We start from the raw sequence: 26,965 nt of genomic DNA on the forward strand, positions 1-26,965 counted from the left end.
TAGTCAAAGGCCGTCCGGAATGGACAGCCCCTGAAATCTTTTATTCTAATCCCCGTTTCTTCATCAGATAGGCCGGGTTCGGATCGGATCCACGGAAATTACGATACAATATAGCGGGTCTTTCCGTACCACCTCGTTCTAGAATGTTTTTCCGGAATGCCTGAGCGGTAGGTTGGTCAAACAAACCTTTTTCTTTAAAAGCAGCGAACGCATCCGAGTCAAGCACCTCAGCCCAAATATAGCTGTAATACCCCGCCGAATATCCACTACTAAAAATATGTTGGAAATACGTGCTGCGATACCGTGGGATAATCTCATCGATCAAGCCGTATTTATCCATTGAAGCGTTTTCAAAATCGGTGGCCCCAATAGTGATTGGATCGGTCTGCGTATGGTAATCCATATCCAGCAATGATGCCGCCAGGTATTCCACGGTGGCAAACCCTTGGTCGAATGTGCCCACGCGGTTCATTTTGGCGATCAACTCATCGGGGATGGTCTCCCCTGTCTCATAATGCTTGGCATATAGTTTAAGTACCTCAGGATCCGCGGCCCAGTTTTCCATGATCTGGGAAGGCAATTCAACAAAATCTCGCGACACAGAAGTGCCGGACAAGCTTTCATACGTTACATTGGACAACAGCCCGTGGAGGGCATGGCCGAACTCGTGAAACAGAGTACTGGCCTCGTCAAAGGTGAGTAGCGCCGGTTTGTCGCCGACGGGTTTCGTAAAATTACAAACAATGGAAATGACCGGAGGGATACGCTTACCGCCTTCCGTCCGCTGGCGGCGGTACGACGTCATCCATGCCCCCACCCGTTTAGAAGCCCGTGGGAAAAAGTCGGCATAAAGGACTCCCAGGTGACTACCATCTGTATCAAACACTTCATAAACCTCTACATCTGGATGGTAAACAGGCACACTATCCAAGGCTCTAAATGTAATGCCATAGAGCCGGTTAGCTACATCAAATGCACCCTCGCGCACCTTTTCCAAGCTAAAGTAAGGTTTGATTTCATCCTCGCTGAGGGCATACCGTTTTTGACGGATTTTTTCCGCATAATACCGCCAATCATAGGGCATCGGTTCGAACGATTGGCCGGCGGAAGCGATTTCTTTTTTGATATCGGCGGCTTCCACTTGCGCTTTAGCCAGCGCCGGACGCCACAAATCATGAAGCAGTTTATAGACATTATCAGGATGCTCCGCCATGGCCTCTTCCAGGACGTAATGCGCATGTGTAGGATAGCCCAGCAGATTGGCCCGCTGTAGACGCAGGTTGGCTATCTTGACAAGGATTTCCTTATTGTCATGCGCGTTATCGTTATCACCCCGGTTTTTGTATGCTTCCCAAATCTGTTTACGCAGATTGCGGTTATCCGCATATTGGAGAAAAGGCATAACGCTGGGATTCGATAAGGTAAACACCCACTTTCCATCCTGACCTTTTTCCTTGGCCGTTTCCGCTGCTGTAGCTATAGCCCCTTCGGGGAGCCCCGCAAGATCTTTTTCATCTTCAATGGTCAGCTCGTATGCGTTGGTTTCTGCCAGCAGGTTCTGGTTGAACTGCACCGTCAGCACAGACAGTTCTTCGTTGATTTTGCGCAGCTCGTCTTTGTCATCGCCATGGAGGTTGGCGCCCCCACGCACAAACCCCTTATAGGTGTTTTCGAGCAATTTGGATTGCTCGTCCGTAAGCTCCAATGAATCCCGCTTGTCCCATAAACCCTTTACACGGGCAAAGAGCTGTTCGTTCAGCCGGATGTTATCATAATGTGCGGACAATACCGGAGCCATCTCTTTAACAATGGCTTGGATGGAATCGTTGGTGTGGGCCGAGTTCAAGTTACTAAGTACGGTATTGACTTGGCTAAGTAACCGACCGGCTTGCTCCAGCGCCACGATGGTGTTATCAAATGTGGGCGACTCAGCGTTATTCACGATAGCCGTAATTTCTGCTTCATGCTGTTTCATGCCCGCCTCAAGAGCCGGCTTAAAATGGCCTTCCTTAATCTGATCAAACGGCGGGACACCGAACGGTGTATCATAAGCCCTTAGAAAAGGGTTTGTGCCTGTCTGTTTAGCATTATCACAGGATACGATAAAGGCGGTTGAAATCATCAATACAAATAAAACACTTTTGCTATTCATCTGTGCATGGGTTGGTTTCGCCGCCAAAGTTAAATAAAAGTGCTTAAACAAACGCAATGTACAGAAAGCATCCCGCTTGGGATATCCGCGTCAGCACCGATCTTCCCCCTGGTTAAATGACTCCCAGCTGCTTACCTACTTTGGTAAATGCCGCGATAGCCCTGTCCAGATGGTACTGCTCATGTGCGGCTGATAGCTGCACCCGGATACGGGCCTTGCTTTTTGGAACAACGGGATAATAAAATCCGATGACGTAAATACCTTCATCAAGCATTTTAGCAGCGAACTCTTGAGCCAGAGAAGCTTCGTATAACATCACAGGTACGATGGGGTGGTTCCCCGACTTAATGTCAAAGCCTGCCTCGGCCATCTTAGTCCGGAAATAACGGGTGTTGTATTCAAGCTTATCGCGCAACGCCGTGGTTTCACTTAGCATATCGAGAACAGCAATGGATGCTCCGGCTATCGCCGGGGCTAACGTGTTGGAAAATAGATAAGGCCTTGACCGCTGGCGCAACATATCAATGATTTCCTTGCGACCGGACGTAAACCCCCCGGAGGCACCTCCCAGCGCTTTCCCTAACGTACCTGTAATGATATCGACTCGATCCATAACGCTATGCAGCTCATGTGTTCCGCGGCCGGTCTTACCGATAACGCCGGTGCAATGCGACTCATCGATCATTACTAATGCTTCATACCGATCAGCCAAGTCACAGATAACATTCAAGGGTGCAATACTGCCGTCCATCGAGAAAGCTCCATCAGTTACAATAATCCGATGCCTGGCACCTTTGGCGGCCTGGAGCTGGGCTTCTAAATCATCCATGTCGCAATTTTTATAGCGGAAACGCTGTGCTTTGCAGAGTCGTACACCGTCAATGATCGATGCATGGTTGAGCTCGTCTGAGATAATGGCATCCTCCGGGCCGAATAACGGCTCAAATACGCCGCCGTTGGCGTCAAAGGCTGCGGCATAAAGAATAGTATCCTCCGTGCCCAAAAACTCCGACAACTTGCTCTCTAACGTTTTATGAATATCCTGCGTGCCACAAATGAACCGTACGGAAGACATGCCGTACCCATGTGTATCAATCGCGCGTTTGGCCGCCTCTATTACCTTAGGATGCGATGAAAGACCTAAATAATTGTTGGCGCAAAAGTTGATAACCTCCGCACCACCTTGAACCTTAATATCGGCTCCCTGGGGCGTTACAATGACACGTTCGGTTTTATAAAGGCCGGCATCTTTGATGTCCTGCAATTCTTGCTGCAATACGGGTTGTAGGGTCTTATACATAGTGAGAATGGTAAGTAAAAACGTCTTAGGTCAAAAATCGAAAATTAAATCGCCAAATCAAAATGCCATTGTTAACCATGGCATTGATACTGAAATCCCTATCTTTGTACCATGGCAAGGGAAATTTACGAAACCAAGCGAAAAGCATTAAAAATCAATCTAAACGAAGAAATATACGGAACATTTGCTGAAATTGGTGCTGGGCAGGAAGTTGCCCGTAATTTTTTCAATGCCGGAGCGGCTTCGGGCACCATCGCAAAAACAATCTCTGCTTATGACATGGCTTTCAGCGATGCCATCTACGGCGCGGAAGATTCCGGCCGTTATGTGAGCCAGTCAAGGCTACGTAAAATGCTTGAACATGAATACGAACTACTCGCAGAACGGCTTATAGGTGAAAAATACAGCAATAAACGGCTGTTTGCCTTTGCCAATACCGTAGCGGCCATCAATTTCAACAAAACTAACGATCCACATGGTTGGATGGGCATCCGCTTCCAGCACGAGACGGGAAGTGTGCCAAATGAAATTATTTTCCATGTTAGATTATTGGATAGCGACAACCTTCTACAACAAAAAGTATTAGGTATCTTAGGGGTCAACTTGGTATTTGCTGCGTATTACTATACCCGAGATGTACAGACCATGATTGAATCGCTCGCCGACAACCTGTCTCCCGGGTCTGTTGAAATTGATTTGGTGAAAGTCAGCGGGCCCGTATTCCGAGACGTGAACGAACGGCTCATCAACCTGTACCTTATTGCTAAGGGGTATTCCAAAGCAGCGATTTTTAACCCGGAAGGCAGAGCTTACCAAAGCAAGGATTTCCTATATAAAAAGGATATCATGATCTTGCGAACTAAATACCGGCAGAAGTCCAACCCTAACTTTGACCTGTTTAATTTAGCGGTAGATCAGTTCAAACGTAATGTTGGCATTAAAGGAGATAACCTGGTGGTAATGATTGAAGTGCTCATGAGCAATGTACTGGATCAAACGCCCCAGTTTACGCCGGAAGATCTGCAGTATTTCGCCGAGAGGGCCGAATATCTTTGTAGTACCGGCAACCACATCCTTGTTTCTAACTTTACGAGAAACCATTATCTCGCAGAATATTTATCGCAATTTAAACCGCGTAACGTAGGCATTTCAACCAACATCTCTAACCTACGCAATATTTTTAATTCAAAGCAGTATACCAAAGGAAATTATACCGATGAGCTGTTGGCTTATGTGAGTGGTTTATTCAGTAAAAACGTAAAGTTATATGCTTATCCCTACCTGAACAAACAGCACAACCAGATTGTTACTACAGCCAACATGCCCGTGTCAGACGAAGCAAGGCCATTGTTTGAATTCCTTGTCAGGAATAAGTATATTATTGATATTGAAAATTACGATGCACGCTACGTAAAGACAGTATAACCGTAATACCAGTATGTTTGAGTAAATATACAGAAATTTTTGAGTGGAAACAGGAAACGTCATATTGGTAGACAAGCACGATCACGCTGTCGGTTTCATGGAAAAGATGGAAGTGCATCGGCGCGGACTGCTACATCGGGCAATCAGCGTTTTTATTTTTGACGGCACCGGTAGGTTATTGTTGCAGCAGCGAGCCTTTCATAAATATCACAGCGGCGCGTTATGGACCAATACATGCTGTAGCCACCCATTCCCCGGTGAGTCTGCGCCCGCGGCCGCAAAAAGGCGACTAAAGGAAGAAATGGGGTTGTCTATTCCTTTGGATTTTTTATTTACCTTCCGGTATCGGGCTTCGTTGGACAACGGTCTTATTGAACATGAACTGGACCATGTATTTATCGGCTATACAGACGAAAATCCCGCAATTAACCCCGATGAGGTAGCCGACTATCGTTGGGCTACTTCGTCCGATATTGACAAAGGCATCTCTACTGACCCAAGCGCTTATACCTCTTGGTTTAAATTAATCTATAAAAGGGTATTTGCCCAAGCCAGCTTAGGGTATAATTAATATAAGCGTTTGGTCATCTGCTCTTCTACAGCTTTGTAGACCTGCAACGGCTTTTGGTTTCGCCAACTCACGTGGTTAAGTGCCCCCCCGAAATTGATGAAGTAGTCGATATTGCTGGATTTGAATTCGTCCAAAACGTGTTCGCGGAAATTGATGCCTGCAATCCAACCATCTTCAATATCTTGGAACCATTCTTCGTAATAGCAATCGTCAGAAGCGTGGAAGTTAAGCACGTTTTCCCCAATCATGATAAACTTACTGATACCTGCGTTGACCATGATATCGATCACCTCTCGTTTAAGCAACATGATATCGTTATATATCGCATCATTCCACTCCCCGATAAGCTCTATGATGGTATATCCCCGGTTGTAATCGGCGTATAAGATTTTCAGGTATAACGTGCTGGATCCGAAATTATCCCATTGCGGATGCAGCAGAAAATTGTAAATCTGCTTATCAAACTCAAATTCGTTGTACTCTGTACCGTAAAACGGTGACAGCTCGTCTTCAGCAGCGATGTAATCATCCCTCCAACGATAATATGGCTCAATCTCATGCATCGCCTTGTGTATTAACTTTACAAAGTTAGCTAACTGACCGATTTTTCACAAGCAGCTTTTATTTATAGCCTGCATGCGGCGGGGAAACACTTCATCCACCGTAATGTAAATTTTACGCATTGACCATGGAAAATGACAGAAACTATTTAATTTAGCACATGTTATTTCGATATGCGGAAGGTTACCAAACGAAATTTGTTTATCGCGGCTACTTACGGCGGAGCGCTCCTGCTTGGGCTCTTACTTGGGCAGAAGTATGCCGATGAAAACACGCATACCGGAAGCACAGGTGCACTGTTGCTAAACCGTACGGATAATCTGGGCAAAGTGCAGCGAATGATTAATATCATAGCCAACCATTATGTAGACAGCCTGGATATTGACCAGTTGCAGGAACTGGCTATCGATGAGCTTGTAGGTCAACTGGATCCTCACTCCGAATACCTTCGGCCTAATCAGGTTCATAGGCAACAAGAAACCCTTGAAGGTAGTTTCGAGGGCATTGGCATTGAGTATTACAACCTCCATGACACCCTGATGACCGTAGGGCTCATCGCGGGTGGACCGGCTCAACGCGCCGGTATGCGCGTAGGCGATAAATTAATCGCAATCAATGGGGATACAATTGCCGGGATTCGCTTCTCCGAACAGACCATCGAGAAAAAGATCCGCGGCCGTAGAGGGACTGCTATCGAAATAAGCATCAATCGCAACGGAAAAAACCTGCCGTTGCCTTTAAAAGTTATGCGCGACCGTGTTGAAGTGAGCAGCATCGATGCCGCATACATCATTGACAGTGCCACGGCATACATAAAGATCAGACGTTTTGGCGCAAGAACTGCAGACGACTTTAAGCGGGCACTTCAAAACCTCAAAAAACAAGGTGCACAACGGCTGATATTGGATCTACGGGAGAACGGAGGAGGATATTTCAATGCAGCAACTGCGTTAGCCAGCCAGTTTTTTGTCGATAAACAGCTAATTGTTTATACCCAAGGTGCACATGAAGGCCGAACAGATTACTACTCCAGTGCCAACGGCATTTTCGGGGACGGCAAGCTGGCCGTACTTATTGATGAGCAGTCGGCATCTGCCAGCGAAATCGTAGCGGGGGCAATACAAGATTTGGAACGGGGCATCATTATAGGAAGGCGTTCATTTGGGAAGGCTTTGGTACAGGAGCAGTTCGGTTTCAGCGACGGATCGGCACTCAACCTCACTGTAGCGCGGTACCATACCCCGTCAGGCCGATGCATTCAAAAAACATATCCTTCGCGAAACGCCATGAGGCGTGACACAATCATGTTCCCGTCTGTACAAAAAGCGCACACGGATACCGCGCGTTACCTTACCGCATCCGGTAAACTGGTTTACGGCGGTGGCGGGATCTCACCTGATGTATGGGTGCCCGCAGACAGTAACGGAATAAGCAACCTATACCGAAGGATAAGACAAGCAAACCTCATTGAGACATATGTATATGAACGGCTCACCAAATCGGCTCCCACTTACGCTGTAGAAAATTATTTAAAAGGATATTTTCTGCCGGATAAGGAATACCAGAGCTTCCTTCGATACATACAAGACCAAGGAGTTGATTATACTCAAAAAGAAGCCGACGCCGTGAAACCCCGGGTACGAACTGATATTGAAGCGTTGTTGGGCCGTTATTATTTTGGAAGCGAAGCTTTTTTTAAGGTACGCAACCGTTCCGATAAAATGTTGGCCGAGGCATTACTCGCCCTTAATGCTGGATCTGGCCATCCAACAGCTCAATGACTCGATCGCCGTATGCTGCATTTTTTTCAGAGTGCGTTACTTGAACAATGGTAACTCCTTCCTCCTGATTGAGCTGCTTGAACAAGTTCATGATTTCTTCTCCCTGCTTAGAGTTCAGATTACCCGTAGGTTCATCTGCCAACAGTAATTTCGGTGCGGGGGCCAATGCCCTGGCAATGCCCACCAATTGCTGCTGCCCGCCCGAAAGCTGCCCAGGGAACAGATCTTTCTTACCGACAATGCCAAACCTGTCAAGCAAATCGCCCACCACAGCTTTACGCTCGCCGCTTTTAACGTTTTTATAGATAAGAGGCGTTTCTATATTCTCATAAACCGTTAGTTCATCAATAAGGTGATATGCCTGAAAAACAAAACCAATATACTGCTTATATAATGCAGACCGCCGTTTCTCTTTCAGCGCAAGTACGCTCTCGTCCATAAAGAAGTATTCGCCCTCATCCGGTTCGTCCAGCAGTCCGAGGATATGGAGCAACGTGGACTTGCCGGATCCTGAAGACCCCATGATGGATATAAATTCACCTTCATGGACATCAAGGTTGACATCCTTAAGCACAAAAGAGCGGCTTCCGCCGATATTATACCATTTAAATATATTGTTTAACCGAATCATTTCATTCTGCATTTTTTCACACCGTGCAAACCAATGAAAAGGGTTTGCCAATTTTTCGGCCAACAAGACAACTTGTTTATTGCAAGCCCGTTATATACTTTCCGACAGACACCAGAGTGTCCGCTATCGGACAACCTAAGCAGGCGTTTTGAAAAGAATTACTCAGGCATAGCAAAAATGAGCCGGAAACCCCGTACCTTTGTGTACTTGTTACACTAAGAAATGCGATTTGCCGATGAACGGCAGGCCTCTCTGTTTAATGCGAATGGCTGCACACATGGAAACTGACACGGTACCGCGCTGCGAGGATTTACCGAGATGTCCAAGCCAAGCTGATCCTGACGGGGCCTGCATGTTCATCAACTGAGAAACACTTGGTTTATCCTCCCTTGACAACGGCAATTCTCCACACAAGCGCTACACCTGAAAGTCATCAATCCCTTATCGGCCGGTTCGTTACTGACCCGAGCCGCTTCATGGGTTTACCGAAACATTTCCAGCTTGGCCAACGCGTAAAAAAGCGCAGCCGTATGCAATGCCTGTCCGAATCTGTTGTCCAACAACAGCTCTTTCAGTTCGTCCGGATTCACTAATATTACATCGATCTCCTCTTGTTCATCCAATTGTTGCTCCTGCACTTTGACTCCTCCCGTGAGGAGGTATGAATAGGTCTTATTATTGCTCGTAGCTGGGTTGGGAAATAAGGTGACCATAGGCTCAATATGTTCAAACCGGTACCCTGTTTCCTCCAGCATTTCACGGGCCGCGGCAGTAGGAGCATCCTCGCCCGGGTCAATTACTCCACCGGGGATTTCAAGCACATCTTGCTTGATGCCGTGTCGGTATTGTCTTACCAATATGAATTGATTGTCTACCGTAAGCGCCACCATATTGACCCAATCGGGGTATTCAAGAACATAGTACTCAGGTACAATATGGCCGTTGGGCATCCGGCACACGTCTTTACGCAACACTGCCCAAGGTTTCCGCACCAGGTATTCAGAAGACAACGTTTCCCAATGTAACATATCAAGCGATGTCTTTCATGATGCGCGTAACCCGCTCTTCCAACTCCTGACTTACCTTGTTGAAATCCTCCCGGTTAGCAAGGGGCTGCTTAACACTACAGTAAAATTTGATTTTGGGTTCCGTACCGGAAGGACGCGCGGAAACCACATCGCCATCTACCGTAATGAATTGCAGCACGTCCGACTTAGGTAAATTGATGGCCGCTCGTTTGCCGGTTTTGAGGTTGAATGACTCGCTGCGCTGGTAGTCCTTGATTTCGGCTACGGAGATACCTCCGATAGACTGGGGTGGCTCATTGCGTAACCGCTCCATCATCGCTTTGATTTCTTCTGCCCCAGCCTTACCTGCTTTGGTTAGCGAGATAAGCTTTTCCTTATAAAAGCCGTGTTGCATATACAGTTCTATGAGCGCATCAAAAAGCGTTTTGCCTTGATCTTTATAATAGGCCGCCATTTCAGCGATAAATACTGCTGAGACCACAGCATCCTTATCACGGACGAGTTCGCCCACCAGAAACCCATAGCTTTCCTCCCCCCCTACGAGGAACCTGCCCATTCCAGCTTTAAGGGTAATAAGTTCACCGATATATTTGAAGCCCGTAAGCGTATCATAATAGGTTACGCCATATGAATTCGCGATATCAGCGATTAAATTTGTGGTTACAATGGTTTTCACCACGTAATCGTCGGGCCGCAAATCACCTTGTTCCTTTTTGGCAGAGAGTACGTAATTGACCAACAGACTCCCGATCTGATTACCGTTGAGCAATTGGTATTCCCCCTGTGCGTTCTTCACTGCTGCTCCCACCCGGTCGGCGTCGGGGTCAGTTGCAAAGACGACATCCGCTCCCCTGCGTTGGCCCTCTTCCATGGCCTGCGACATCGCTTCCCCTTCCTCCGGATTCGGATAAATCACCGTGGGGAAATTGCCGTCAGGTAACGCCTGCGCCTCAACCACATTCACGTTGGTAAATCCCCAACGCAACAATGCGGGCGGCACCAGAGTAACCCCCGTGCCATGTATGGGTGAATACACGATGCTAAGATCGTGTTGGCGGACGACCGCTTCCGGCCGAAGGCACAATGCCTTAATTGCTTGAAGATAGGCTTCGTCGAGCTCTTCTCCTAACAAGGTTATATTTTCTGGAATAGGCGTAAATTTAATTTGATCAGGATCTCCAATGGCATATACTTCATCAATTACATTTTTATCATGCGGCGGCACCAATTGCCCCCCATCATTCCAATAGGCTTTATAGCCGTTATACTCTTTAGGATTATGCGAAGCGGTAAGCATCACACCCCCATGGCATTTCAACTGGCGCACGGCAAATGAAAGATGTGGTGTAGGCCGCAGTTCTGCGAATAGATATACCTTGATGCCGTTGGCAGAAAAAATGTCGGCCACCAAACGAGCAAAAGACTGCGAATTATTCCGGCTGTCATACGATATTACTACTTTCACCTGCTGATCCGGAAAAATCTTCAGCAAGTAATTACTCAATCCTTGAGTAGCTCGTCCTATTGTATACTTGTTCATCCTGTTGGTGCCCACTCCCATGATTCCCCGCAAACCGCCTGTACCAAACTCTAGGTCTTTATAAAAACTATCGGTCAGCTCCGTATATTGTTCTGTGTCAAAAAGCTGTTTTACCGCATTGATGGTCTGTTCGTCATAAGGCGTGCGCAACCAACTCTCTGCTCGCGCTTGGACCACTGGATCTAAATTCGTTGTCATTTGCTATGAAAATTGTCTGTTTGTCTTAAAAAATAATTACGTCACCATAAAGCATAACTAATGCCAAAATAGTGTTTGGCAACAATCAGCTCTTCGCCCGCCGTGCCATATCCATCAGTTTATCCCATAACGCATCCGGTATTGCCTCCAAACCATTGAACTGGCCTGCCCCCTGTAGCCACTCCCCCCCGTCAATGGTAATGATCTCGCCATTTATGTATCCGGCAAAGTCTGATAGTAAAAAGGCGGCGAGATTGGCAAGCTCTTGATGGTCGCCCACGCGCTTCAGCGGCACCCGGTTTTTGAAATCGAACTGCCCCGCCAAATCACCCGGCAACAACCGCTCCCAAGCGCCCTTGGTTGGAAAGGGGCCGGGGGCAATGGCATTACTGCGGATACCGTATTTCCCCCACTCCACAGCCAATGAGCGCGTCAGCGCCAGCACACCACCCTTGGCGGCCGCAGAAGGCACCACATAGGCTGATCCCGTAAATGCATACGTGGTAACAATATTCAGAATACTTGCCGGTTGTTTCCGGGAAATCCAATGCTTACCAAACGCTAATGTGCAATGGGCTGTGCCGTTTAATACGATATTGACTATTGCCGAAAAAGCATTTGCCGAAAGTCGTTCTGAGGGTGAAATGAAATTACCCGCAGCGTTGTTTACCAGCGCATCGACCCGGCCAAATCGCTCTAACGACCGGGAAAGCAGCTGTTCCACCTGGGCGTAGTCCCGAACATCACACGCTACCGGAAATACCTGTCCTCCCGTACTGGCCATCATTTCTTCGGCAGCCTTTTCCAACACGTCCAGCTTACGGCTGGCAATAACAACCTGAGCTCCTATCTCCAGAAAATACGTGGCCATAGCCCTTCCTAAGCCGGTACCCCCTCCGGTTACTACAACGGTTTTATGTTGAAGCGCATTCTCGCGCAAAGCTCCGCCAACTATCATCATTGCCTTTCAAGTTATCTATAATCGCTTTGACGATGGATCGGGTTGCGGGCGACCACCACTGCCTTAACACCTCCTCAACGGAGTCTGTTTGCTCCGCATCGAAACCGGCAAGCAAAGCCTTCCGCAGGTTACGCTTACTCTGGCGCCATGTATTTCGTTCGTGCTGCAAGTAATTTCTTAATTGCCGCTCCGCCGCGGTACGCATACCCTTGACTGAAACCACCTCATCCACCAGCCCTACCTCAAGCGCTTCCCGCGGCTTGAATAGCCGCCCGGCCAAGAGATAACGATAGGCTGCCGCCTGACCAAGCCAAAAACCATACAACTGATAAATGCTATTCGGCACTATGATGCCGACGGGCACTTCGTTTAACCCGATAATATAATCGCCTTCTACCATTATCCGATAATCACAGCACATTGCCAACACACATCCCCCGGCAGGACTATGCCCACTTATAGCCGCTATCGCCGGCTTATCGAATGCGATGAATGCGCGAATGACATCCATAAACGTGTGCCAAAACCGCCTCGTTTCCACCTCATCATACGCATATAAAGCTACCAAATCCAGTCCTGCGCTAAAAAAATCCTCTTTGCCATGGAGGACGATTCCTTCTATTGCCGGATCCTCTTGCGCGCTTTCGATTACCTGTAAAATCTCGTCCAGCATTTGCTGGTGAATAGCATTTGATCGGCCCCGATTGAGATAAATATGGGAAACCCGCTCATCTACCCTAACGTTGATAAACTCCATTTATTCACTGATTTGTTGCTGCCCTATTGTATCCACCACACGCCTGAAACTACTTAACCGTAATATAATGTACAACACGCGCCAACCGGCCATCCACGGCCACGCCTTCTATCAGAATACGGTATGTTCCCGGACTCTCGGCGGTATAAAATTCAAAAGAAGCGTTTCCTGTTTGATCTGTAACCAGATTCGGCGCCCAATGGATGGTGGTGCGCAGATCTTTCATTGCCGCAAGTGAGTCAACCGGCGCGCTGTAATCCGGCGCATAAAACTCCCGTACCTCATAATATCCCTGAGGACTATGTGTAACGACTCCCGGGGTGTACAAATCTCTATTATATAAACCGCTATCCCCGCGCTTTGTCGTAATGATAATGACACCACCACCACCCCTACTACCGTAAACGGCAGTATTGCCAATGCCACGCAACACCTCAATCGTTTCTATATCAAACGGATTAATCATCGATAGTGCGTCGGACTCCATAAACATACCGTCCAAAACAATCTGCATCGGCTGGTTCATTGAACGGGTGGAATAGGGTACACCATTACGGAAAATCACACCAACTAGGCGACCCTGTAAGCATATTTCCAGAGAAGGGCACCCCATCAGAAGATCCTCCGCGGTAAGCACCTGATCGGCATTTCCCGGACCATTGAGGTTACTGGAATGCGTTACCTTTTTTTGAGACGCTTTTTCGGTCACTTTCACTTCTTCCAGTAAAATGGTTTTTTCCCTAAGGCCATATTTTTCCATTTCCCGGAATTGTTCCTCTGTATTTTTAAGATAGGCGCTAACCGATTGATTCACATTAATCGTGGCATCTGGCGCATTAGGGTTACGTGAAACCTGCTGTCTGGGGGACTCATCGAGCTGGATATCAACATTCTTACGCCCGCGTTCATCTCGCGCCTGTACAACAAACTTTGCCTCATCATAAAATAGCAGCCTGTCAAAACTAAACCGTCCATCAGGGCCCGTTATCGTATCAATTACAGTGAGTGCGTTGCTTGTAGACAATACTGTTACAGTGGCATTGGGCACAGGCGTTTTACCATCACGTTTAGTAACGATGCCGCTGATACGTAGATCCTGTTCTGGATGATGCGGCAAATCCGGTATCTTGCTGGTTAATAACTCCTGCCAGTTTATCCGGCTCCAACCCTGCGTAAGCATTACATTATCAAGCAGCCTTTTCTTGGAAATATCCATGTCGTCGAAATAATACTCCGGCGTCTCGATATATCCTTTGATGTCCGAACTCAACAACAGCGAGGCATAAATATTTCCATCGCGATGACCGTCTACAGGGACCTTTCCCAAGTCAATTACCGCGGCAGAAAGGGCAGCAATACCATTGCTGTCTACCTGCTCACCAACACCGATATTAACCACAACCTTTTCTTTTGCAGCGTAGGTTTCCTTTGGTGTTGATACCGTCAGAGGAAACGTGGCATTCCCATGAGCGTTGAAAATGGCGCGTTCTGCAAGCGGTCCCTGTTCCGGCGAAAATAACGTAATTTGGACTACCCCGTCCGGAAGCCCCTCTCTCGGAACGGAAAACACCGATTCATTTTTTGTTAGCTTACTCTTTGCTGCGTAAAAGACGCTGCCGTTACGTTGAAGCAAAAGCATGATTTCCTGGCCACGCACCAAATCGTCAGTGGCAAAAGCCTGCACAAAAATATTTTTATCCAACTCATTGTTAACCGCAATAGCATAACCGGAACGCTCTACGGCGGGAAGTTCATGCGCTGCTTCGGTTCCATCGGCGTAGGTCACTTTAGCGGTATAGGTACGTCCCTCCTGCGGTACGAAACTAACATTTCCCATTCCTGCGTATGCCGACTCGAAGTCGGCAATACGCGTTCCCTGATCGTCTTCGATATACCCTTCCACGCTAACACCCAACCCCTCTGGTTTAAGCGCTTTAAACGCAACCTTGGTTAAATGGCCCGCCAACAACCGGCCGCTTTCTGCAAAGAATTGGATGCTATTGGCTGCTGATGTGGTCTTCAGCGGAATGGTTTTGCGAATGGTTTTTTCTGGCGTTAATAACGTAAGCTCTATTTTCCCGCTCTTAAGGTTGAACGGTTGTTTGTTTACAAAATCAAACGCTATACGCCCTTGTTCGTCCGTTGTCTTCCGCCCGCGACTGATACTCCGCTCCTCCATAATCACCTCATAATTTACATTCATATCGCCAAGCACCTCCCCGTTTAAATCGGTAAAAATAATCTCTGCATTGACTGTATGAACCGGTGAGTTTTGGTAAGAAAACGAACTCTGCGTAATCACTTGATCGGTGCGTGCATTACCCACGGGTATTACTCGGTCAAAGAACGTATCACTGTCAAAATTCCGCATCCAGTTGGTATATGCCCGTACCCGGTAGTTTCCTTCCTGGAGGGAATCCGCTAGCTGGAAATCTCCCATGGTAACCCCCGCTATCAGAGGCAAACGGACGGATTGCACAATCTGGTCGTTAGGGCTGATGAGATCTACATACAGTATCTTGCTTAGGCCGGAAAGGTTATTGTATGTACCAATGGTCACGTATCCTTTAAACCAGACATCATCCCCAACGGTATAATAGGGTTTATCCAGATGAAGGTAAACTTTTTCTCGCGGATAATCTTCAGCATATCGCTGCAAATTGGCTAATATGGTATCTGTAACATAGGTTTGGGCAACTGCCAAATGATGAGCTAAGCTCAACATACACCAACAAAAAATTGCCTTTGATTTCATAATCATGTTATTTGGCCCCGGTGAAAGTTACGAAAAAATCAGTGTGCATCGGCCGAAAAAAATATCTTTGCACGGTGAAACCGACCAAGGCAACGTAATCTCCAAGAGATTACGCAAGCACCGGTTTCGTTAACTTCTTAAATTCAATTAGTTAAGAATGAATATTCTAATTATCGGTGCTGGCGGGCGTGAAAGTGCATTCGCCTGGAAAATAGCCCAAAGCGAACAAATCGACCGGCTATTTATTGCGCCGGGTAATGCTGGCACCAGCCATTACGGCCAGAACGTACCCCTGCAGGTTACCGATTTCAACGGGATAGCAGACTTCGTACTGCAGAACCACATAGATATGGTGGTTGTTGGCCCTGAAGAACCGTTGGTAAAAGGTATCCATGATTATTTCCTTGACCGGGGCGACCTTCGGCATATACCGGTTATTGGCCCACGGAAAGACGGGGCACTGTTGGAGGGCAGTAAAGATTTCGCGAAGCAATTCATGCTGCGCCACGGCATCCCTACGGCCGCCTCCAAATCTTTTGACAGAACAACGTTAACCGAAGGACTGGCTTACCTGGAAACACAGCATTTACCCGTCGTACTGAAAGCCGATGGTTTGGCTGCCGGCAAAGGTGTGCTAATCTGCACCACCTTGGAAGAAGCCAAGGCTGAACTGCGAGCTATGCTTGCTGAAGCTAAATTCGGTGAAGCAAGCAATAAAGTAGTTATCGAAGAATACTTAGCCGGTATAGAACTATCGGTTTTTGTCCTCACCGATGGCGATAGCTATAAAGTGCTGCCTGCAGCGAAGGACTATAAACGTATTGGGGAAGGAGACACAGGGCTTAACACGGGAGGCATGGGATCAGTATCGCCAGTACCATTTGCCGACGACTCTTTTCTAAACAAGGTGGAGGAGCGTGTCATTATACCCACCATCAGCGGGCTCAAAAAAGATGAAATTTCCTATAAAGGCTTTATTTTTATCGGCTTGATGAATGTAAACGGCGAGCCCTACGTCATTGAATATAATGTACGTATGGGCGATCCTGAAACCGAAAGTGTGCTGCCGCGCATTGAAAGTGACCTCGTTGATCTGTTGCAGGGTGTAGCGCAGGGCAACTTATCCGATCGTTCGTTTACCGTGTCACCCAAGACGGCCGCCACCGTAGTGCTCGTATCGGGCGGCTACCCGGGCGCATACGAGTCAGGCAAGACCATCAGCAACATTGAAAACGTGAGAGAATCTTTTGTTTTTCACGCAGGGACTCAGGAAGAAGCAGGCACGATAACAACCGCCGGGGGACGCGTCCTGGCGGTAACGGCGTTGAAAGATTCCTTGTTCGACGCGTTGCAACAAGCGACCGCCGATGCCGGCCGTATTTATTTTGAAGGTAAATACTTCCGTAAAGATATCGGCTTCGATCTGATATAAAATTTGGATTGCTTTATTTGTAACTATCCAAATTACGGTATATATTTGCACTCCATTTTGAATGGCCCATTCGTCTATCGGTTAGGACGTCAGATTTTCATTCTGAAAAGAGGAGTTCGATTCTCCTATGGGCTACACGTAGCGACTTGTTGATTCATCAACAAGTCGCTTTTGTTTGCATAATATTGTAAAGCACAAGGACTTACTCTCTTAAACCGGCCTGACTCATCTTTTCTGTTAAAAAGCGTTAAACCTTACGGCGGCATGCCGTTATCGGGTTTAAAACCCGTATCTTCGGAAAATTATAGAATTATTTATTTTTTTCAGGATTACCACATGTCCAAGATTAGTTTCCAAAGCAACAACAAACCATTTGCAAGCACGCTCCGCAACCGGGTGAATGACTATTTCAAAACACATAATATTTCCAATACCGGCAACCGCAAGCTATATATTAAGAGTTTGGTATTGCTGATTACAGCCGTTAGTTTATACCTTACGTTGCTGTTCGTTTCGCTGCCAGCATGGATCTTATGCTTGCTTTGCGTATTGCTGGGCGTAAATTTTGCAACCATTGGTTTCAATATCATGCATGAGGGCGGGCATCAGAGTTTTTCAAAGAAAGCATGGCTGAATAACATTTCGGCGTACACCTTAAACATGCTCGGCGGTACTATTTACTTCTGGAAACAGAAACACAATATCAGCCACCATACTTACACCAACGTTGACGGACTTGACCACGATATCGATATCAAATTTATGCGCATGCACACAGAACAGCCCAGGAAATGGTTTCATCGCTTTCAGTTTGCCTATTGGTTTGTGCTCTATGGAATATCCTATATCGCTTGGGTACTGTTCCAAGATTTTGAAAAGTATTTCACCGGAAAAATGGGTGTCAAAGCCGACAGGAAAACAATGCCTGTTCGTGAACACGTCATCTTTTGGGCTACAAAATTAGGTTATGCCGGAGTCTACCTTATTATCCCTATCCTCACGGTCGGTTGGCTGCCTGCATTATTGGGCTGGCTCATTGCCGGCGTTTCATGCGGCTTCTGTTTGGCGGTGGTGTTCCAACTTGCCCATGTGGTGGAGGCCACGCAATTCCCTGCGGCCGATGCCGATACCGGTAAAATAGAGCAGGAATGGATGGTGCACCAACTAAGTACCACGGCCAATTTTGCAACCCGTAGCCGCATAGTTTCGTGGTTGTTGGGTGGGCTCAATTTTCAGGTGGAACACCATCTTTTCCCACGCATCAGCCACGTACATTACCCCGCAATAAACCAACTGGTAAAAAAGACGTGCAAGGAATTCAACGTTGCTTATATTGAACATCGCACAATGGGCCATGCGTTTTTATCCCATCTTCGGCACATTTATCAATTAGGCAGAGGTTAGTTGCCTCCTTTCCGGACGGTTTCTGCCTGTAGGCCGCGAGGGCCCTTCTTTGCGGTATACTCGACATTATCACCCACCGCAAGCGGCTCTGAAAGATCATTCACATGGAAAAATATGCGCTCTTGGGTGCGTGAATCGGTTATAAAACCGAAACCACGTGATTCATCAAAATACGTTACTGTACCCGTGGGGACAGCATCCGATGCATCGCCTGATTCCGCCTTGGGTGTCACAATCGGGATATCTTCCAGCGCGATCGGTTTGGCTTTTTTGGGATCAGGCGGAGTCGAAGAAATATTACCATTTTCATCCACATACGCTATCATATCTTCCAGACTTTTTGTCTTGCCCGATTCCTGCCTTTTTTCGTCTCTGCGCTGCTCTTTTTCTTTGCGCTTCTGAAGCCTCTTTTTTGTTTTTTCCTTTTTGTTGTATGTTTCTTGAGATCTTGCCACGTAATTCCTATTTGTTTTTTATTTAATTATCCACTAAGCCGCCACATGGGCTGTTTTAGCTTTCCGTTTTTTCTTTTTCCTTTTCGGAGCATTCGGCACACTTCCCTGCTGTATTTGATTAGACGGTCGCCCTATCTGCGCAGCTTCCGTTGATGCAAAGGGATGATCTGCAAATGTCGGAATGGTCTGCCCCGTCAATTTCTGGATTTGCCCAAGATATTCCCATTCCTCAGCATCACAGAAAGACCAAGCTCTTCCACTTGCTCCTGCCCGGCCTGTTCTCCCTATCCGGTGCACATATGTTTCCGGTTCGTTGGGTAGATCATAGTTGATCACCAATTGCAAATTATCCACATCAATCCCACGCGCAGCAATATCAGTGGCCACTAGAACATTGATTTTGCCAGTCTTGAAAAACGTCAGAGCCTTCTGCCGCGCTTGCTGAGATTTATTGCCGTGTATGGCTTCTGCAGCAATGCCCACTTGTTTAAGCTTCCTCACGATTTTATCGGCGCCGTGCTTAGTACGTGAGAAAACCAAGATGTTAGCTCCTTGTTCTTCTTTAATCAAATGGCTCAGCAAGCTGATTTTATCCGGCTTGGAAACAGGGTATATGGCCTGCGTTATTTTTTCTACCGTTGAAGATACAGGCGTTACAGCGATCCGTTCCGGATTCTTCAGAATAGATCCAGCCAAATCTTCGATATTCTTTGGCATGGTAGCTGAAAACAACAGCGTCTGCCGATTGGCAGGTATCACCGCCATGATTTTCCTGATGTCCTTGATAAAGCCCATGTCCAGCATCCGGTCAGCTTCGTCAAGCACTAAGTAGCGCAAATCCTGTAAGGAAACAGCGCGCTGATTAAGCAGGTCTAGTAGGCGGCCCGGAGTAGCAACCAGAATGGCTGGCCGCGACCGAAGCGCCATAATCTGATTGTTAATGGATACACCACCAAAAACCACTGTATGCTTGACGGGAGTCAGTCTCGCGTATACAGAAATATTATCGCCAATCTGTATAGCCAATTCCCGCGTTGGAGCTAATATTAATGCCCGCGGCCCGGCAGCCCGTGCCGTATCTTCCGACAGGAACTGAATAAGAGGCAGGGAAAAAGAAGCGGTTTTGCCGGTTCCCGTTTGTGCACAGGCTAAAACATCGCGTTTTTGTAAAATGACCGGTATAGCCCTTTCCTGAATAGGAGTGGGTGTTTGATATCCTGTTTCTTCCAGCACCTTCAATATCGGCTTGGAAAGATTTAATGTTGAAAACTGCAAATTCGTTCATTTTAAAGTGCTGAATGCATAACAGCACCGACATCCAGTCTAATATGGATCATATGAGAGGATACCGCAAAGATAAGGTATTTTTCTTACAACTCTTTAGAAATCTTAAAATAAGCACCACCTTTGCACTATGTTAAAGGCGCTTCTTGTATTCCCTTTCAGCCCGTGCCAGAAAGATGCCGGCGCCCCCAATGCTGAACAAATAATAATTACGATTAGTCTTCTACACGGTTGAAAAATCCAGTCCAACAAGTCATATATTTTTCAGCAGGTTTGGCTTTTGCCATCCTTTGGGCGTCAGCTTCGGCAGCTACAAAAATCGGACTGCAATCCGCTCAGCCGTTTGTAATGGCCATAACCCGTTTTGCACTTGCTGCTGCCATTATGCTTGGTATTTCACACACCTTAATACAGCGAACGATACCGGCAGACAAGCGCATATGGAAGCAGTTAATCATCTACGGGTTCCTGAACGTTGGGCTGTATCTGGGCTTGTATGTACTGGCCATGCAGGAGGTGTCGGCCGGATTGGGCACGCTGTTCGTAGCCACCAACCCTGTACTTATTATGCTCATAAATACGATTTGGTACAAGCAACCTCTAAAACCCATTGCTATTATAAGTTTTGCGCTATGTATAGCCGGCATGTTGGTGGCCGCTTATCCGCTTTTCGCTGATAGCCATGCCAGCCCAAGGGGCATCTTCACGCTATTCCTGAGTATGTTGTCTTATTCAGCCGGAGCGATTTATTTTGCCCGGCAGGACTGGAAAAACCTGCATATCCTGACCATCAATGGCTGGCAAACGCTATTTGGCGGACTATGCCTTCTGCCGTTTGCATTGTTTTTCTTCAATCGTGAAGCCAATGTTTTCGACGATCGTTTTTGGACGGCCGTCCTGTGGTTAGCTATTCCAGTATCCATTATAGCTGTCTTTCTCTGGTTATATTTGCTCCGCGACAATGCGGTAAAAGCCTCCGCGTGGCTATTTTTGTGTCCCATCGCCGGATTCGCTATCGCAGCAATATTGATGGATGAACCGCTCTCTTGGTATACCTTCGGTGGGGTTGCGCTTGTATTGACAGGTCTCTACTTGGTACAGCGGATGAAAACGGCAAAGTAAATTGGGATTATGTCTGAACAATTGTATCTTGTCTGCGTGTATACACGTTAGTATTGAACAGGACGTGCTATGAGATTGAAGCTATCATTTGCCACTTTACGGCAGTTGCTCATACTAATCGGAACGGTTGCCTGTTCTACAGCCCTTGGACAAACCGCTATACGGGGAAGGGTGACCGACGCTGCCACCAATCTTGGCATTGGTGGCGTAACCGTGTCGCTGCCCCCTACCGCCCGCGGTACGTCGACAGATAGTTTAGGCTATTATATTCTGCCTCATGACAGTACCGCTACACACATCCGGTTTGATGCTTTGGGTTACAAAACTGTGAGCAAGTCCCTGTTGCCAAACCAATCACAGCCGATAGACGTAGCCCTGGAGGAAGACTTCCAAACCCTCGATGAGGTAATCATTAGTGGTAAAGGTCGCTACCGCAACCAAAATAATCCTGCGGTGGATCTTATCCGTAAAGTCATCGAATATAAACCGGCAAACCGCCTTTCACGCTTTGATCACGCTTCTGTCGAAATCTATGAAAAGATTATGATGGGCGTAACAGAAATACCTAAATTCGTCGCTCAGGGCAGATTGACCCAGAATTACCGGTTTGCTTTTGAAAACGTGGACACGACGCTGCTTCCGGGCCGTTCAGTGCTGCCCGTATACCTCGAAGAAAATGTTTCTACCCGTTACCTGAGAATGCGCCCCAAAACCAGCAAAACCATCGTCTCGGCGACAAAAAAGACGGAACTTGACCAACGATATGTAAATAACCGGAATATAGAAGCTTATTTTAAGTTCATCCATGGCGATATAGATATTTACGAAAACAATATTCTTATCCTTAACAAACCATTCCTGAGCCCTACTGCAGACGCAGCACCGGTGTTCTATAAATTTTTTATTCTGGATACGTTATCGATTGACCAAGGACAGTTTGTGGAGCTTCTTTTTGTACCTCGGAATGAGCAAGATCGGCTGTTTTCAGGTAAATTACAGATTGCGCTCGACGGAAATTATGGCATCCGCAGGGCTGATATCTGGATTGGCCGCCAAGCGAATCTCGATTGGGTGAATCATGTGGATATTTCATTGCATTTCAGCCGCCATCATAGCGGCATTTACCTTTTGTCCTATTCCGATATGAGAATCGACTTCAGTCCGCATGGCGGTAAACCAGGCGCCTTCGGCCAACGGACATTGGTATACAGGAAATACGATACGGAAACGCCCATACCCCGAGGAACTTTTGAAGGCCAGCTTTGGCAAAAGGAGGCCAACGCAGACAACCAATCGGATGAATACTGGCACCGCAGCAGACCCTCTCCGCTTACCGAAACCGAAGCCCGAACGTATGCCAATACTGATAGCCTACAGCATAACCGGGCATTCCAGCGTACCTTAAAATGGGGATACATCCTTTCTAAAGGCTTTGTTCCGGCAGGAGGCATAGAATTCGGCCCTTTTGAATACTCTTATAGCTTCAATGAGCTTGAAGGCAGTCGCCTACGGCTAAGCGGCCGGACAACCCCGCAACTTTCTCCGAACTTTTACGCAGAGGGGTATCTCGCCTATGGGTTCGGCGACCAACGAGTCAAATTCTATGGAGGGGCAGCCCATACACTCAATGGCCGGCAAATCGGTGAATACCCGTCGCACTACCTGCAAGCAACGTATCAACGGGACGCGCGTGAACCGGGGCAGCAACTCGGATTTCGTAACGGCGATAACTTTGTGCGTTCCTTCCGCAGCGGCCCGCAGGACAATTGGCTTTACCACGATAATTTTCGGGTAAGCCATGTCATTGAATTCGGCAATCACTTCATGCTGCAAACGTCATTGGCATCGTTACGGCAAACCCCCGCGGCGCAGCTTCGTTTCGTTACTTCAGGCAATCCTGCCGATACTTTAAGCACATTGCAGGCAACAGAGATAGGGTTCGATCTGCGTTGGGCGCCAAACGAAGAGTTTTTCCAGCGTAACCTCGACCGATCGCCCATTGTCAACGAATATCCCATATTCAACTTGCGTTATAACATGGGCATTAAGAATCTTTTAGGTAGCGGCTATGATTACCACGCGCTCCGACTAAATGTTTTCAAGCGGGTGTTCCTCTCGCAATTGGGGTTGGCGGATATCTCCATGGGCGCCGGTTATATCTTCGGCACGGTACCATATCCGCTGCTTGACATTCCCAACGCTAACCAAGCTTATTTGCTCACACCCGATGCTTATAACTTGATGAATAACTTGGAATTTGTGAGCGACCAATACTTCAAGTTAAGCATCGAGCATCGTCTGCATGGTTTTATTCTCAATAAAATCCCGTTGCTAAAATTGCTGAAATTGCGCGAAGTGGCCGGATTTAAACTACTTTACGGTAATGTAAGGCATGAAAACCGACCTGCAGATAATCCGCATTTGCTTTTGCTCCCTACAAATGAACACGGCAGCCCCACAACGTTCTTGTTACAACGAACGCCATATATGGAGGCGAGTGCGGGACTGGAAAACATTTTGAATATATTCCGAATAGAGTATGTCCGCAGATTATCGTATCTTGACCATCCGAACATCAGGAAAGCAGGCATACGGTTTGGCGTAAAAATTGATTTCTAATGATCTACCAAAATTTATCTATCGTAGACAGCGGTACCATACGCCGCCTCATTATCTCGCGTGAACATAAACTCAACGCGCTTGACAAACGCTCACTGGCTGAACTGCATCACGCAATTGCCGATTCCATTGCTGATAAATCTGTCCGGGGCGTGATACTCACCGGGGCGGGCGACAAGGCTTTTGTAGCTGGGGCGGATATCGCAGATTTCGCAGATTTAGATACCGAACAAGGGCGCACGCTCGCACGCGAAGGCCAAAACAAGGTGTTTGATTTGATTCATCACGCTTCCAAACCGTTCATTGCAGCCATTAATGGCTACGCGTTGGGAGGCGGCCTTGAACTAGCGATGGCCTGTCATATCCGGGTTGCCGTTTCCTCCGCGAAACTGGGCCTGCCGGAGGTGTCGTTGGGCCTCATCCCCGGATACGGCGGTACCCAACGCCTCACCCAACTCGTGGGCCGTGGACGGGCATTGGAGATGATACTCTCCGGCGATATGATATCTGCCGCGGAAGCCCTTGAATACGGTTTGGTAAACCACGTGGTCGACCCCTCAATATTGTTCAGCAAAGCAATGGATATCGCAAACCGCATTGCATCGCGTTCCTCCCACGCGGTAAACCTTGCTATACAGGCGGTCAATGCCGGTCTAGACCCCGCTCAAAACGGGTACGAGGCCGAAATCGACGCCTTTGGCCAGTGTTTTGGTACGCCGGATTTCAAAGAGGGGGTAGCGGCGTTTTTGGAAAAACGAAAACCAAACTTCTGAATGGGGAGTTATCTGGGTAAACAGATAATCGGCGCTACGTATGCCTTATTCTATATTTACCCGAAAAGAACGGAACACAATCACGCTTGTTCTATTGATCTTGCTCGGCACCATCATCGCGTATGCCGTGCGGGGCATCATAGGGGCATTACTTGGCACCATCGTATTATACACACTGTTCAGGCCCGTCAATAGCTGGATGATAGAACGGTTGCGATGGCGGCGTCCAATGGTCGCGGTATTGATTATCATCGGCTCTTTTATCATCATCGTCTTACCTTTCCTCGGTATCGGTACAATGCTTGCCAATAAGGTAATAGCGCTCGTGAAAAACCCCGATTGGATCGAAAGACTAGTGAATACCGTCAATGATTTTGCGGGAGATAAACTGGGCAAACCGGATTTATTGCAAGAACAATTGGAAAGAAGCGCCACTTACTTTGGTGGCCTGCTTACCTCTTTACTCAGTGGAGCCGCAGGCCTCTTCCTCGATATCGCAGTAATGTATTTCCTGCTGTATTTTATTTTGGTTAACTTCAGAGGTTTTGAACAGGGGTTATTGCGGTATTCCCCCTTCGGCATAGAAAATGCGATGAAGTTTGGCCTTGAACTCCGTAACATCACATATTCCAATGTTGTTGGCCAAACGATTATTGCGCTGGTACAAGGCGCGGCACTCGCGTTGGGGTTTTGGATTTTTGGGTTTGATGACGCGTTCTTCTGGGGAGTGATATGCGCTATTCTGGCTTTCATCCCCTTACTGGGACCGCCGCTTATATTCGTCCCTGCCGCGATAATTGCCTTTACACAGGGCAGTAACCTTGCCGCCATAGGCCTGTTGATTTACGGCTTCGTAGTGGTTATCAATATAGACAATGTGTTACGCCTGATAATTGCTAAAAAGCTGGGCGACATCCACCCGATTATTACTGTAGTAGGTATCATCATCGGACTCCCGCTATTTGGTGTCATGGGACTCGTATATGGCCCCCTCCTGCTTTCGTATTTCCTCATCACCGTGCGTATTTATGAGGCCAATAAGCGGCATATCGAACCGGATAATGAGGTTACGCTAAAATAGTGATAATACCAGCAATCTTTATCTTTGTAAAAACTGGTTTTACCATGCGGAATACCTTACTGTTAATCGTAGCCTTTAGTTGCAATGCGGCCAAATCTCAATCGATACACTATCAATTCACGGGCGATCACATAGAACTTACTGAGGCGGGAGCGTCGCATTTGGCACAATTGCCCCTCCAGTGCATGCAACAGGCATATCCTTATAAAACAGGCATTGTTTTTACGGACTCCACGTTAATACTCCCGCCCAGCAACTATCATCCGGCCTTTTATGGATGCTTTGATTGGCATAGCAGCGTGCACGGCCATTGGATGTTGGTCCGATTGCTGAAACTCTTCCCGGATATACCCGAAGCCGCAGAAATAAAAGCCAAACTTTCCCAAAACCTTTCTGAAGCGAACATAGCTACCGAAATGCGCTTGTTTCAAGGCCTGAACCAAAGCTTTGAACGGACGTACGGATGGGCTTGGCTACTGCAACTTCAAGCAGAACTTCTATCATGGGAAGACCCTATCGGACACACATTAAGCAAGAATGTCTGGCCGTTGGCCACTATACTGGCCCAATCCTATATTAACTATCTGCCTAAAATGAACTATGCCATCCGTGTGGGCGAACATTCGAATCTGGCATTCGGACTGCGGTTGGCATATGATTACGCGGTGCTTGCCGGAGACACAGCGCTCCGTTCCGTCATCCAGCATACTGCCCTGCGTTTCTATGCGAAAGACACCGATTGCCCACTAGCCTGGGAACCGGGCGGTGCCGATTTTTTAAGCCCATGCTTAGAGGAAGCAGACCTGATGCGGAGAATCCTTCCGCCTCCCGCTTATCGCAAATGGTTGAAAAAATTCCTTCCACAGCTATTCAAAAAATCATTCTCCCTTGAGCCTGGAACCGTAACAGATCGCACAGATGGTAAGCTCGTGCATCTTGATGGATTAAACCTCAGTCGTGCGTGGTGTCTCTACGGCATCGCTCGATATACAGGCGTAAACCAGGCACGGTTAACGGCCATAGCGAAGGAACATCTGCAGGCAGCATTGCCCCATGTGGCCAGTGGCGACTATATGGGGGAACATTGGCTGGCCTCCTTCGCCGTTTATGCGCTCACCGCACAAAATGACTAAGC

General features: G+C 47.5%; 21 protein-coding genes and 1 tRNA gene. 11 read left to right on the plus strand and 11 right to left on the minus strand.

The annotated features are described in order from the left end of the window. Positions 1-40: 40 nt before the first annotated feature. Both BM030_RS11860 and kbl read right to left on the minus strand, forming a co-directional pair. Positions 41-2,152 carry a M3 family metallopeptidase gene (locus BM030_RS11860; RefSeq protein WP_090973813.1) on the minus strand — a complete coding sequence of 704 codons (2,112 nt, stop codon included), beginning with the start codon at positions 2,150-2,152 and terminating at the stop codon, positions 41-43. Positions 2,153-2,264: 112 nt separating this feature from the next. Then, positions 2,265-3,452 (minus strand): glycine C-acetyltransferase, encoded by a 1,188-nt coding sequence (gene kbl / locus BM030_RS11865; RefSeq protein WP_090973814.1) that lies wholly within the window; start codon positions 3,450-3,452, stop codon positions 2,265-2,267. Positions 3,453-3,563: 111 nt separating this feature from the next. Here kbl and BM030_RS11870 point away from each other — a divergent pair, with 111 nt between their 5' ends. Next, a complete protein-coding gene (locus tag BM030_RS11870) occupies positions 3,564-4,877 on the plus strand; it encodes a nicotinamide mononucleotide adenylyltransferase (protein WP_090973815.1) in 1,314 nt (437 codons plus the stop codon). A gap of 43 nt (positions 4,878-4,920) precedes the next feature. Further along, positions 4,921-5,448, plus strand: a complete 528-nt coding sequence (gene idi / locus BM030_RS11875; protein WP_090973816.1) for an isopentenyl-diphosphate Delta-isomerase — start codon at positions 4,921-4,923, stop codon at positions 5,446-5,448. Here the strand turns inward: idi and BM030_RS11880 are convergent. Beyond that, positions 5,445-6,011, minus strand: coding sequence for a hypothetical protein (locus BM030_RS11880; protein WP_090973817.1), 567 nt, complete (start codon positions 6,009-6,011; stop codon positions 5,445-5,447). The two genes, idi and BM030_RS11880, sit on opposite strands and share 4 nt — an antisense overlap. 171 nt (positions 6,012-6,182) lie before the next feature. Between BM030_RS11880 and BM030_RS11885 the strand changes: the two genes are divergently transcribed. Beyond that, positions 6,183-7,790 carry a S41 family peptidase gene (locus BM030_RS11885; RefSeq protein WP_090973818.1) on the plus strand — a complete coding sequence of 536 codons (1,608 nt, stop codon included), beginning with the start codon at positions 6,183-6,185 and terminating at the stop codon, positions 7,788-7,790. Here BM030_RS11885 and BM030_RS11890 read toward each other — a convergent pair. The 6 genes from BM030_RS11890 to BM030_RS11915 form a co-directional block, all read right to left on the minus strand. Continuing rightward, positions 7,756-8,421, minus strand: coding sequence for an ABC transporter ATP-binding protein (locus BM030_RS11890; RefSeq protein WP_090973846.1), 666 nt, complete (start codon positions 8,419-8,421; stop codon positions 7,756-7,758). The two genes, BM030_RS11885 and BM030_RS11890, sit on opposite strands and share 35 nt — an antisense overlap. A 482-nt stretch (positions 8,422-8,903) precedes the next feature. Further along, on the minus strand, positions 8,904-9,449 hold the full coding sequence (locus BM030_RS11895) for an NUDIX hydrolase (RefSeq protein WP_090973819.1): 546 nt from the start codon (positions 9,447-9,449) through the stop codon (positions 8,904-8,906). A gap of 1 nt (position 9,450) precedes the next feature. Next, complete coding sequence (locus BM030_RS11900) at positions 9,451-11,187, minus strand: phospho-sugar mutase (protein ID WP_090973820.1); 1,737 nt, start codon at positions 11,185-11,187, stop codon at positions 9,451-9,453. Between the two features lie 85 nt (positions 11,188-11,272). Continuing rightward, the gene (locus BM030_RS11905) at positions 11,273-12,148 is read right to left on the minus strand and encodes an SDR family oxidoreductase (RefSeq protein ID WP_090973821.1); all 876 of its coding nucleotides are present in this window, start codon (positions 12,146-12,148) and stop codon (positions 11,273-11,275) included. Continuing rightward, positions 12,102-12,905: an enoyl-CoA hydratase/isomerase family protein gene (locus BM030_RS11910; RefSeq protein WP_090973822.1), complete on the minus strand. Its 804-nt coding sequence runs from the start codon at positions 12,903-12,905 to the stop codon at positions 12,102-12,104. Before BM030_RS11910 ends, BM030_RS11905 begins: the two co-directional genes overlap by 47 nt. A 49-nt stretch (positions 12,906-12,954) precedes the next feature. Continuing rightward, positions 12,955-15,630, minus strand: a complete 2,676-nt coding sequence (locus tag BM030_RS11915) for a TonB-dependent receptor plug domain-containing protein (protein WP_170845717.1) — start codon at positions 15,628-15,630, stop codon at positions 12,955-12,957. A 187-nt stretch (positions 15,631-15,817) separates the two neighbouring features. Here BM030_RS11915 and purD point away from each other — a divergent pair, with 187 nt between their 5' ends. From purD to BM030_RS11930, 3 genes are all read left to right on the plus strand, one after another. Then, positions 15,818-17,092: a phosphoribosylamine--glycine ligase gene (purD, locus tag BM030_RS11920; RefSeq protein WP_090973824.1), complete on the plus strand. Its 1,275-nt coding sequence runs from the start codon at positions 15,818-15,820 to the stop codon at positions 17,090-17,092. Between the two features lie 63 nt (positions 17,093-17,155). Next, a tRNA-Glu gene (locus BM030_RS11925) sits at positions 17,156-17,227 on the plus strand. Between the two features lie 201 nt (positions 17,228-17,428). Next, positions 17,429-18,496, plus strand: a complete 1,068-nt coding sequence (locus BM030_RS11930; RefSeq protein ID WP_090973847.1) for a fatty acid desaturase family protein — start codon at positions 17,429-17,431, stop codon at positions 18,494-18,496. On the opposite strand, the gene BM030_RS11935 is transcribed toward BM030_RS11930, so the two are convergent. Beyond that, entirely contained in the window at positions 18,493-18,951 is a 459-nt protein-coding gene (locus BM030_RS11935; RefSeq protein ID WP_090973825.1) for a cold shock domain-containing protein, read from the minus strand. The genes BM030_RS11930 and BM030_RS11935 overlap by 4 nt on opposite strands. Before the next feature lie 33 nt (positions 18,952-18,984). Continuing rightward, complete coding sequence (locus BM030_RS11940) at positions 18,985-20,226, minus strand: DEAD/DEAH box helicase (protein WP_090973826.1); 1,242 nt, start codon at positions 20,224-20,226, stop codon at positions 18,985-18,987. 282 nt (positions 20,227-20,508) lie between these two features. Here BM030_RS11940 and BM030_RS11945 point away from each other — a divergent pair, with 282 nt between their 5' ends. The 5 genes from BM030_RS11945 to BM030_RS11965 all read left to right on the plus strand — a co-directional run bounded on the left by BM030_RS11945 (position 20,509) and on the right by BM030_RS11965 (position 26,963). Continuing rightward, on the plus strand, positions 20,509-21,357 hold the full coding sequence (locus BM030_RS11945) for a DMT family transporter (protein ID WP_244518897.1): 849 nt from the start codon (positions 20,509-20,511) through the stop codon (positions 21,355-21,357). Between the two features lie 69 nt (positions 21,358-21,426). Next, positions 21,427-23,976: a DUF5686 and carboxypeptidase-like regulatory domain-containing protein gene (locus BM030_RS11950; protein ID WP_090973828.1), complete on the plus strand. Its 2,550-nt coding sequence runs from the start codon at positions 21,427-21,429 to the stop codon at positions 23,974-23,976. Continuing rightward, the gene (locus tag BM030_RS11955; RefSeq protein WP_090973829.1) at positions 23,976-24,749 is read left to right on the plus strand and encodes an enoyl-CoA hydratase/isomerase family protein; all 774 of its coding nucleotides are present in this window, start codon (positions 23,976-23,978) and stop codon (positions 24,747-24,749) included. Before BM030_RS11950 ends, BM030_RS11955 begins: the two co-directional genes overlap by 1 nt. Before the next feature lie 40 nt (positions 24,750-24,789). Next, a complete protein-coding gene (locus tag BM030_RS11960) occupies positions 24,790-25,830 on the plus strand; it encodes an AI-2E family transporter (RefSeq protein WP_090973830.1) in 1,041 nt (346 codons plus the stop codon). Between the two features lie 44 nt (positions 25,831-25,874). Then, on the plus strand, positions 25,875-26,963 hold the full coding sequence (locus BM030_RS11965) for a DUF2891 domain-containing protein (protein ID WP_090973831.1): 1,089 nt from the start codon (positions 25,875-25,877) through the stop codon (positions 26,961-26,963). Positions 26,964-26,965 lie beyond the last annotated feature (2 nt).

The organism is Parapedobacter composti (genome assembly GCF_900112315.1).
Lineage (GTDB): Bacteria > Bacteroidota > Bacteroidia > Sphingobacteriales > Sphingobacteriaceae > Parapedobacter > Parapedobacter composti.